The sequence below is a fragment of the Pseudomonas sp. FME51 genome, from assembly GCF_014897305.1.
This window is the reverse complement of record NZ_JABUYN010000022.1, coordinates 22480-32554: the sequence shown is the minus strand read 5'-3', so window position 1 is coordinate 32554 and position 10075 is coordinate 22480. Positions and strand designations below refer to the sequence as shown.

General features: G+C 56.7%; 9 protein-coding genes. 7 read left to right on the top strand and 2 right to left on the bottom strand.

The window, feature by feature from the left end; all coding sequences use genetic code 11:
• Positions 1–245: 245 nt before the first annotated feature.
• From cysP to INT39_RS21690, 6 genes are all read left to right on the top strand, one after another.
• A complete protein-coding gene (gene cysP / locus INT39_RS21715) occupies positions 246–1268 on the top strand; it encodes a thiosulfate ABC transporter substrate-binding protein CysP (protein WP_193076055.1) in 1023 nt (340 codons plus the stop codon).
• 12 nt (positions 1269–1280) lie between these two features.
• Positions 1281–2147, top strand: coding sequence for a sulfate ABC transporter permease subunit CysT (cysT, locus tag INT39_RS21710; protein WP_193076054.1), 867 nt, complete (start codon positions 1281–1283; stop codon positions 2145–2147).
• Between the two features lie 5 nt (positions 2148–2152).
• Entirely contained in the window at positions 2153–3016 is an 864-nt protein-coding gene (cysW, locus tag INT39_RS21705) for a sulfate ABC transporter permease subunit CysW (protein WP_193076053.1), read from the top strand.
• Entirely contained in the window at positions 3016–4140 is a 1125-nt protein-coding gene (locus INT39_RS21700; protein WP_193076052.1) for a sulfate/molybdate ABC transporter ATP-binding protein, read from the top strand. Before cysW ends, INT39_RS21700 begins: the two co-directional genes overlap by 1 nt.
• A 202-nt stretch (positions 4141–4342) precedes the next feature.
• Entirely contained in the window at positions 4343–5440 is a 1098-nt protein-coding gene (gene nspC / locus INT39_RS21695) for a carboxynorspermidine decarboxylase (protein WP_193076051.1), read from the top strand.
• 39 nt (positions 5441–5479) lie between these two features.
• Positions 5480–6715: a saccharopine dehydrogenase family protein gene (locus INT39_RS21690; RefSeq protein WP_193076050.1), complete on the top strand. Its 1236-nt coding sequence runs from the start codon at positions 5480–5482 to the stop codon at positions 6713–6715.
• 75 nt (positions 6716–6790) lie between these two features.
• Here the strand turns inward: INT39_RS21690 and INT39_RS21685 are convergent, their stop codons facing one another.
• Together INT39_RS21685 and INT39_RS21680 are read right to left on the bottom strand one after the other, a co-directional pair.
• On the bottom strand, positions 6791–8473 hold the full coding sequence (locus INT39_RS21685) for a VOC family protein (RefSeq protein ID WP_193076049.1): 1683 nt from the start codon (positions 8471–8473) through the stop codon (positions 6791–6793).
• A complete protein-coding gene (locus INT39_RS21680) occupies positions 8470–8652 on the bottom strand; it encodes a hypothetical protein (protein ID WP_193076048.1) in 183 nt (60 codons plus the stop codon). Before INT39_RS21680 ends, INT39_RS21685 begins: the two co-directional genes overlap by 4 nt.
• A gap of 11 nt (positions 8653–8663) precedes the next feature.
• On the opposite strand from INT39_RS21680, the gene INT39_RS21675 reads away from it, so the two are divergent.
• Positions 8664–10010 (top strand): glutamine synthetase family protein, encoded by a 1347-nt coding sequence (locus INT39_RS21675; protein WP_193076047.1) that lies wholly within the window; start codon positions 8664–8666, stop codon positions 10008–10010.
• Positions 10011–10075 lie beyond the last annotated feature (65 nt).

Below are 10075 nucleotides of genomic sequence, written 5' to 3'. Positions count from 1 at the left end.
TCGCCGATGGTAGTGTGGGGTTTCCCCATGTGAGAGTAGGTCATCGTCAAGCGCTATACCGAAACACCCCGATCTGGAAACAGGTCGGGGTGTTTCTCTTTGTCCTTTCAGGATCTATAAACACTTATTCCTTATCGTTTGGAGTCATAAGCAAAACGGTATAACGCATATATTGTTATATGCAGGCGTCTTCGTTATGCTCTTCGGCCTGATTAATCAATAGCAGTAATCTGCCTGGAGGATGTATGACCACCAACCGTTCCCTGTTCAAGCGAGCTAGTCGTCTCGGTGGGGCGCTGATGTTAAGCGTCGGTCTGTCCGTTGGTCACGCCCAGGCGGCAGATCAGGAGCTGCTCAACTCATCCTACGATATTGCCCGTGAATTATTCTCTGCCTACAACGAGCTGTTCACCGAACAGTGGCAGAAAGAGACCGGCAAGACCGTTGAGATCAAGCAGTCGCATGCGGGCTCCTCTCGCCAGGCACAAGCCATCATTCAGGGGCTGCGGGCGGATGTGGTTACTTATAACCAGGTGACCGATGTCGACATCCTGCATGAACGCGGCAACCTTATTCCGGAAGATTGGCGCGATCGACTGCCCAATGCCAGCTCGCCTTATTATTCGACCATGGCTTTCCTGGTGCGCAAGGGTAATCCGAAGAACATTCAGAACTGGGACGACTTGGCCCGTGACGATGTGAGCTCGGTACTTCCCAATCCGAAAACCTCCGGCAATGGTCGCTATACTTATCTGGCCGCATTGGGCTATGCACAGAAAACCTATGGCGATGATCAGGAAGCGATTGATGGCTTCCTCCGCACCATGTTGGGCAATGTGGCGGTATTCGATACCGGCGGACGTGGTGCAACCACCACCTTCGTGGAGCGCGGTATCGGTGACGTACTGCTGACCTTCGAGTCGGAAGTGAACAATATTGCCGCGCAAAATGAAGACTATGAAGTGGTCGTGCCGAAAATCAGCTTCCTCGCCGAGTTCCCAGTGACCTGGATCGACAAGAGCGTTAAGCACAACGGCACCGAAGAGCTGGCCAAGGCCTATCTGGAAGGGCTGTATTCCGAAGATGCACAGCGTCTGATTGCCGGCTTCTACAACCGTGTGCACAACGAGACGGTGAAAGCTGAGTTCTCTGAGCAGTTTCCGGAAGTCGAGTTGTTGCCGGTGGAGGAGATTGGCGGTAGCTGGGAAAATGTCATGAAGGTCCATTTCGCCAGTGGTGGTAAACTTGACCAACTTCAACGTCGGTAAAATAGTTTTCAGATGAATCGATCTTTCTCCGGTCTGTTACCGGGCCGTTCCAGCCAACCCGGCAAGCGTGTCTTGCCGGGTTTTGCTTTGAGCCTCGGTGTCTCACTGTTCTTCATCAGCATTGTCCTGTTGTTGCCCCTCACTGGCCTGATCATGCAGACCACCGGTATGGGCTGGGAGCAATACTGGGCGGTCGTCACAGATGAACGGGTGGTGGCATCCTACAAGGTAACCCTTTGGACTGCTGCGATCGCCTCGGTAATCAATGGGCTGGTTGGTCTGTTACTGGCCTGGGTGCTGGTGCGCTATGACTTTCCCGGCAAGCGCATCATGGATGCGCTGATCGACCTGCCATTTGCACTGCCTACGGCGGTCGCGGGGATTACCTTGACCGCCTTGTTTACCGCTGATGGCTGGTACGGGCAGTTTTTCACTGCCCTGGGCATCAAGGTGGCTTTCACGCCGCTGGGCATCATAGTGGCAATGTCGTTCACCAGCCTGCCTTTTGTAGTGCGAACGGTTCAACCGGTTCTGGAAGACCTGGCACCCGAAGATGAAGAAGCAGCAGTCAGTCTGGGAGCCTCTGACTGGACGGTGTTTCGCAGAATACTGTTCCCGGCGATGTGGCCGGCATTGATGACCGGTGTCGCCTTGTCGTTCACCCGCAGCCTTGGTGAATTCGGTGCGGTGATCTTCATCGCCGGCAACATGCCCTACGTCAGTGAGATCATCAGTCTGATGATCTTTGTGCGACTGCAGGAATTCGATGCAGCTGCTGCCAGTGCTATCGCCTCGGTGGTGCTGATCGCTTCGCTGATTCTGCTGCTGGGTATCAATCTATGGCAGGCGCGTTATCTGCGCCGGCTGCACGGACGGTAACGAGCATGCATGAACGCAAAACAATGCGCGCAGGTGATCAGTCCTGGGTGAAATGGTCATTGATCGGTCTGGCCATGCTGGTAACCATGTTGATGCTGGTCATCCCGTTGATCGTCATCTTCACCCAGGCATTCGCCGCAGGCGGCGTCAATTACTGGGCCAACCTGACCGACAGCTACACCCTGCACGCTATCGGGTTGACCTTGATGGTGGCGGCACTGACAGTGCCCATCAACCTGGTTTTCGGGGTGCTGCTGGCCTGGCTGGTTACGCGCTTCGACTTCCCCGGACGCAAGGCGTTGATCACGCTGATCGACATACCCTTCGCTGTATCGCCGGTGGTCGCCGGCCTGCTGTATCTGCTGCTGTATGGCAGCAATGGCTGGTTGGGCAGCTGGCTGATGGATCAGGATGTGCAGTTGATGTTCTCCTGGCCGGGCATTGTGATGGTAACAGTCTTCGTGACCTGTCCCTTTGTCGCCCGCGAGTTGATCCCGCTGATGCAGCAGCAGGGGCGCGAGGAGGAAGAGGCCGGTGTGGTGTTGGGCGCCACCGGCTGGCAACTGTTCCGGCGGGTCACCCTGCCAAATATTCAGTGGGCGCTGTTGTATGGGGTGGTGCTGACCAATGCGCGGGCGGTTGGTGAGTTTGGCGCTGTGTCTGTGGTGTCGGGCAACATTCGTGGTCAGACCAACACCCTGTCATTGCACGTCGAGCTGCTGTATCAGGATTACAACGTCGTCGGCGCCTTTGCCAGTGCATCGTTGCTGGCCGGTATCGCACTGCTGACCATTATTGTGAAAAGTTTTGTGGAGTGGCGGCAGGCCCGTCAGCGTGCCCCTCTGAATGAACAATCGGATAATCGCTGATGAGTATTTCCATAGAAGGTATTAGCAAGCATTTTGGCTCCTTTCAGGCACTGAAGGACATATCGCTGGACATCCCGGATGGTCAGCTGGTGGGCCTGCTGGGGCCATCCGGATCGGGCAAGACCACCTTGCTGCGCATCATTGCCGGTCTGGAAACCGCAGATAGCGGACGAATTCTCTTTCATGGTGAAGACGTCACCAACTTGCATGTGCGGGAACGCAAGGTCGGTTTCGTGTTTCAACATTACGCGCTGTTCCGGCATATGACGGTAGCGCAGAACGTGGCGTTTGGTTTGGAGGTGCTGCCTGCACGAGAGCGACCACCTGCTGCGGAGATTCGCAAGCGCGTCGACATGTTGCTGGAGATGGTCCAGCTCGGTCAGCTGGCGGAGCGTTATCCGGCACAGCTGTCCGGTGGCCAGAAGCAGCGTATTGCCCTGGCGCGCGCCTTGTCGATGAAGCCACAGATCCTGTTGCTGGATGAGCCCTTCGGCGCCCTGGATGCCAAGGTGCGTAAGGATTTGCGCCGTTGGTTGCGCGCTCTGCATGCGGAGTTTCATTTCACCAGCGTGTTTGTCACCCATGACCAGGAAGAGGCACTGGAGCTATCCGATCAGGTGGCGGTGATGAGTGCTGGGCGGATCGAGCAGGTGGATAGACCGCAGCAGTTGTACGCCGAGCCAACCAGTCGCTTTGTGTTCGACTTCCTCGGCCATGTGAATGTCTTCGCTGGAGAGCAGCAGGGTTCATTGCTGAGCCAGGGCGATGCATGGGTGCGGCTGCCTGCCGATGCGACAGAGCAGGCGGCGCAACTGTTCATGCGTCCGCATGAAGTCAGCCTGCAGAGCATGCCGGCTGCGCACGCGAACCTTCCGCTGTGTATCGAATCAATCAGTCTGGTGGGTGCCGAGGTGCGTCTGGAGCTGTCACCCGTTGGCTGGGAGGCGCAGGAACACTGGGAAGTTGGCATCACTCACGCGCAATTCAACAGCTGGCAGCCTTCCAGGGGCGACCACTGTTTTGCTGCGCCACGAGTAGCCCATATCTTCGGCCATGAGGAGCAGGCGCCGGAAGCGATACGCTGGGCGATCGGAGAGCTGGATGATCCGGCTGCCATGATCTGATATGGCCTCCATCGGCCTACGCTACAACTTCTGATCCCTTCAGCCCGGGGCGCTCTGCCCCGGGCTGTTTCCGAAACACGTCGTGCTGAATCAAAACTGTCGCCGACCAAATTCCCTCGAAGCACAGTTCCCTTTGCACTATAATTGGCCGTTTGCGTAATTGCCTGGCTCCGTGCCCGGCGAACTCGAGGGCCGTGACACCGTGATCAAGACGCCGTATTACCTGATCGACAAGATCAAACTGCAGCGCAACATGGAAAAAATCGCCTATGTGCGCGAGCACTCCGGCGCCAAAGCTTTGTTGGCGCTCAAGTGCTTTGCTACCTGGTCGGTTTTCGACCTGATGCAGGAGTACATGGATGGTACTACGTCCTCGTCGTTGTACGAGGTCAAACTCGGCAAGCTCAAATTCGCTGGTGAAACCCATGCCTATAGCGTGGCCTATGCCGATGATGAAATTGAAGAGGTTCTGGCCCATTCGGACAAGATCATCTTCAACTCCATCAGCCAGCTGCAGCGTTTTTCCGAGACTTCTGCAAATCACACCCGCGGTCTGCGACTCAACCCGCAGGTCAGCAGTTCCGACTGGCTGATTGCGGATCCGGCGCGTCCGTTCAGTCGGCTGGGTGAATGGGATGCGCAGAAAGTGGCGCAGGTGATCGACCAGATCTCCGGTTTCATGATCCATAACAATTGCGAGAACAGTGATTTCGCCCTGTTCGACAGCATGTTGCAGCAGATCGAGGAGCGCTTCGGTGACTTGCTGAAGCAGGTACAGTGGGTCAGCCTGGGCGGTGGGATTCATTTCACCGGCGACGACTATCCGCTGGATCAGTTCTGCGCCCGTCTGAAGCAATTCTCCGAGCAGTACGGCGTGCAGGTGTATCTGGAGCCGGGTGAAGCAGCCATCACCATGAGCACCTCACTCGAAGTCTCGGTGCTGGATACGCTGTATAACGGCAAGCAGCTGGCGGTGGTCGACAGCTCCATTGAAGCGCACATGCTGGATCTGTTGATCTATCGTCAGCCGGCCAGAATGGAGTCCTGTGATGGCGCCCATGAATATATGGTCTGCGGCAAGTCCTGCCTGGCCGGTGATATTTTCGGCGAGTTCAAATTTGATCGCGAACTGCAGGTAGGTGACCGTCTTTCGTTCATCGATGCTGCAGGCTACACAATGGTAAAGAAGAATTGGTTCAATGGCGTAAAGATGCCATCTATTGCCGTACGCCAGCTCGACGGTGAGGTTGAATTGGTGCGGGAATTCGGATTCGAAGATTTTGTAAGTGCCCTCTCCTGAGGTCATGTACAAGCCGAGGAGGCATTCAGAGGAAAAGTAATGAAGAGAAACGTTCTGATTATTGGTGCCGGAGGAGTGGCTCAGGTCGTCGCGCACAAGTGTGCGCAGCATAATGACGTGCTGGGTAACATCCATATCGCCTCGCGTACTGTCGGGAAGTGTCAGGAAATAGTCGACAGCGTGCGGGAAAAGGGCAGCCTGAAAACTGCCGGTGAATTGCAAGCCCATGCTCTGGATGCGCTCGATATCGAAGCGACCAAGGCTCTGATTGCCAAGACACAGTCGCAACTGGTCATCAACGTCGGATCACCTTTTATTAACATGTCGGTCTTGCAGGCCTGTATCGAGACGGGCGCCGCCTACCTCGACACGGCCATCCACGAAGACCCGGACAAGATCTGTGAAACGCCGCCGTGGTATGCCAACTATGAGTGGAAGCGCCGCGAGCTGTGTGCAGAGAACAGCGTCACCGCAATTCTCGGCGTAGGCTTTGATCCGGGTATGGTCAACGCCTATGCGGCACTCGGGGTCGAGCATTTCGACAGCGTCAGCGATATCGACATCATCGATATCAACGCCGGCGATCATGGCCATTACTTCGCTACCAACTTTGACCCGGAAATCAATTTCCGTGAGTTTACCGGCCGCGTCTGGAGCTGGCAGAACAGTCAGTGGGTGCAGAACAAGATGTTCGAGGTCAAGCGCACCGATGATCTGCCGGTCGTCGGCGAGCGTACCAGCTACATGACTGGTCACGACGAGCTGCACTCGCTGTCGAAGAACCTGGATGTGCCGAACATCCGCTTCTGGATGGGGTTCGGTGATCATTACATCAATGTGTTCAACGTACTGAACAGCCTGGGTCTGCTGTCCGAACAGCCGGTCACCACCGCTGAAGGTCTGGAAGTGGTGCCGCTCAAGGTGGTCAAGGCGGTACTGCCCGACCCGGCCTCGCTGGCTCCGAAATACACCGGCAAGACCTGCATTGGCGATATCGTCAAAGGCAAGAAGGACGGCAAGGACAAGGAGATATTCATCTATAACGTCGCCGACCACGCCGAGGCCTATGAAGAAGTGGGCAGCCAGGGCATTTCCTATACTGCCGGCGTACCTCCGGTTGCTGCGGCGATTCTGATCGCTCAGGGCGTCTGGGATGTGCAGAAGATGGTCAACGTTGAAGAGTTGGACTGCAAACCCTTCATCAATCTGCTCAATGAGATCGGCCTGCCGACTCGGATCAAGGATGAAGACGGCGATCGCCCGTTGAGTTTCTGAGACAACGTGCGTGGCATAGAAATCCCCGGCCCAGGCCGGGGATTTTTCGTTAGACCAAAGGGGGATTTCGGACGCTTATTTCTGTCCCCAGGCGGCCTGATGAATTTCGATCAGGCTGCCGTCAGGGTCCCGTCCGTAGCCAATCAGCTGCCCCGTCAGACCCTCGTCTTCTGACACTTCAGGTGTCTGAATCAGCTCCCCGCCAGCGCGCTCTACAGTCTCGGCGAGCGCGCTCGGTGCTATGCTGCGGATCTCCATCTTCACTGGGTTGTCCTGATAGTTTGGGTTGCTGCCATTGGTCCAGTTCATCAGTACCAATGCTGAGCCGCCGTACCCCTGCAAAATATACTCGTTGTACATGCCGGGAATCGGCAGATACATCAATTGCCGGAAACCCAGCTGGTCAACGTAAAAGGCCCGAGCCTGTTCCAGATTGCTCACGCCGATACCGAAGGCGCCGAAGTAGGAATGCTCGGCGGTGGGATCAGCTACCATTTCGATCAGATTGTTGTACAAGTCGCGGCCAAAGCCGACGGTCACCCCTAGTGTCGGATCGGTTGTCGGTGGCAGGGTAATGCGGCCACCGGCAGTGATGAATGCATTGATGTAGCTGGCCATATCCTTGATATAGAACACCAGCTTGCCAGGGTTGCGCCTGACGTTGCGCGGCACACCATCAGTGAACTCCATCAGCACCACTTGCGATCCAGTGCCATCGGCGGATGCTAATACTGTCTCGTCTCGATCCTCCCGGCTGCGCCGTTCGACTACCGTCATGCCCAGTCCGTTGGTATAGAACGCCTCTGCGGCTGTCAGATCCTCTACACCAATACCAGCAGCGCCCAGGTAGGAGCGAATGGACTGGCGAATTTCGATCAGGGTGCCATCGTGGTCGGCGACGTAGCCAAGGGTGATCGGCGCTAAGCCGGCTTCGCTGGTGGGCGCAGGTTTCTGCAGAATATCCGCACCGGCCTCAGCCAGCAGGTCTGCCAGCAATTGAGGATCAGCGGTGCCGAACTGGAGCTTCAGCGGATTATCCAAGTAGTCGGGATTACTGCCATTGGTCCAATGCATCAGCACCAGTGCCGAGCCGCCGGGTACCGGTGACAGCAGAGTGTACTCATCGTACAGGTTGGGAACCTGCAGAAACTCCTGCTCGGCCAGGCCCAGCGCGTCGCTGTACAGGCTGTGCGCCTGCTCCAGATCGCTGACGCCGATCCCCACCGCAGCCAGAAAGGAGTCATTCAGTGAGGGAACGCCGACCATCTCGATCAGGTTGTTGTCCGGGTCGCGGCCAAACCCCACCAGGGTGTTGTCGTAATCCGGAAGTGCGCTGGGCGGGGCGGTGATACGCCCGCCAGCGGCCTCGAAACGCGTGGCGAAAGCGTTGGCATCTTTGGCATAGAACACCAGCTTTCCGGGGTTCTGTTGATAATTGCGGCCGACTCCATCGGTAAATTCCATCAGTAGAATATGTGACCCGCGGCGATCCGCAGACTCCATGACTACCTCTATGCGGTTGTCTCGGGTCAGTCGCTGGAGTTCGCGCATACCCAGCCCGTCGCGATAGAAATCGACTGCGGTCTGCAGATCGGTCACACCAATACCCACTGCTTCGAGATAGGTCGGCGGGGGCTCGGGTGACAGCGGTGCGGGTGTGCCGTCATGGCTGGAGCCGCCGCTGCTGCTCAGACAACCAGTCAATAATATGGGTAACAACAGCGCTAGCAGCCATTTACCGGTGTGTGGCTTGTTCATGCGATTCCTTTTAATTGTTTCTTGTTTTTTGGAAATGAATATTCATTCATTTGTGAGAAAAGATATCCCATTGTGATTGGCAGCGCCAGCACGCCATGCCAATGGACAGTGAAATTATTCACCACGCGGTCGATGCGGTAATATCGTTGCCTTTTCCAGGCAGGCAGCTGTCCCAACAAGGTGTTTCCCCATGACCTCTCTATCCGCAACTCAATCACTTTCCCAGCGCCTGGACGGCATAGGTGAGGTTGAGTGCCTGATTCCAGACATGAATGGAATACCGCGCGGCAAGGTGATCCATGCCCGGAATTTCATCGAGGGGCGTCGGGTGCAGATGGCCCACGGGGTGTTGGTACAGTGCCTGACTGGCGAATATCCCGATCCACGCTACTACGGCTACGATGACAGCGATTTCATCCTGCGCCCGTTGCCTGATCAGCTGCACATCACGCCATGGACGGCAACGCCTCGGGCGCTGGCCTTGTGTGAGGTGTTGGAAATGGATGGAGCACCATCGAAGCTTTCCTCGCGCAGCATGCTGCAGCGGGTGGTGGAGGACTATGCGGCGCGGGGCTGGTCACCCAAGGTGGCCACCGAGATGGAGTTCTATCTCTTCGAGCAGAACGCCGATGTGCAGCAGCCATTCCGCCCGCCAGTGGGGCTGGATGGTCGCCGCGAGGTGGGCAGTCAGGCTTTTGCCGTCGGTTCGGTGACCGGGCTGCAGCCCTTCTTTGCTGAATTGAAGGCCGGTATGGCAGCCCTGGGTATTCCCTGCGAAGCTGTCATGCACGAGATGGGATTGAGTCAGTATGAAGTCAATTTCATCCATGACGATCCGCTGCTGATTGCCGACCAGACGTTCCTGTTCAAGTACCTGCTGCATGAGGTTGCCCTCAAGCACGGCCTGATTGCGGTCTGCATGGCCAAGCCCTTGTCGAAAATGCCTGGCTCGTCGATGCATATCCATCAGAGTGTAGTGGACCAGAGCGGGCAGAATATCTTCACTGACCCCGACAGTCTTCAGCCCACGGCGGAGTTCCGGTATTATCTCGGCGGCATGCAGGCGCATCTGGGTGATCTGATCCTGCTGATGGCGCCCAACATCAACTCCTATCAGCGCTACTGCCACACTTACGCCTCGCCGAACAATCTGTGCTGGTCGAATGACAACCGCCGTACCGGCTTGCGCGTACCCGCCAGTGAGCCCGATGCGCGGCGTGTGGAAAACCGTGTGCCTGGCGCCGATGCCAATCCTTATCTGGCGGTAGCAGCCAGTCTGGCTGCCGGACTATATGGTATCGATCATGCGCTCGAGCCGGATCTGCCGGCCCAGGGTGAATTCGAGGTGCCGGAGGATCTGCGTCTGAGCTGCACTCTGCACCGAGCGATTCGTCGACTGGAGCGCAGCAGCATGGCCCGCGAGGCATTCACGGATGAGTTCATCGAAGGCTATCTGGCATGCAAACGCATGGAGCTGGAACATTTTCTGGACGAAATCAGTCCCTGGGAGCGGCGTTTCCTGGGTAGCGTGATCTGAGTTCAGGCTTCAGTTTCAGCCATTCGTGTGCTGGCGGCACGCGATGTCGCAATGGACTGGTACTA

Coding starts and splice junctions, on each gene's coding strand:
- cysP (WP_193076055.1), top strand. CDS start 246: ATGACCACCAACCGTTCCCTGTTCAAGCGAGCTAGTCGTCTCGGTGGG.
- cysT (WP_193076054.1), top strand. CDS start 1,281: ATGAATCGATCTTTCTCCGGTCTGTTACCGGGCCGTTCCAGCCAACCC.
- cysW (WP_193076053.1), top strand. CDS start 2,153: ATGCATGAACGCAAAACAATGCGCGCAGGTGATCAGTCCTGGGTGAAA.
- INT39_RS21700 (WP_193076052.1), top strand. CDS start 3,016: ATGAGTATTTCCATAGAAGGTATTAGCAAGCATTTTGGCTCCTTTCAG.
- INT39_RS21690 (WP_193076050.1), top strand. CDS start 5,480: ATGAAGAGAAACGTTCTGATTATTGGTGCCGGAGGAGTGGCTCAGGTC.
- INT39_RS21685 (WP_193076049.1), bottom strand. CDS start 8,473: ATGAACAAGCCACACACCGGTAAATGGCTGCTAGCGCTGTTGTTACCC.
- INT39_RS21675 (WP_193076047.1), top strand. CDS start 8,664: ATGACCTCTCTATCCGCAACTCAATCACTTTCCCAGCGCCTGGACGGC.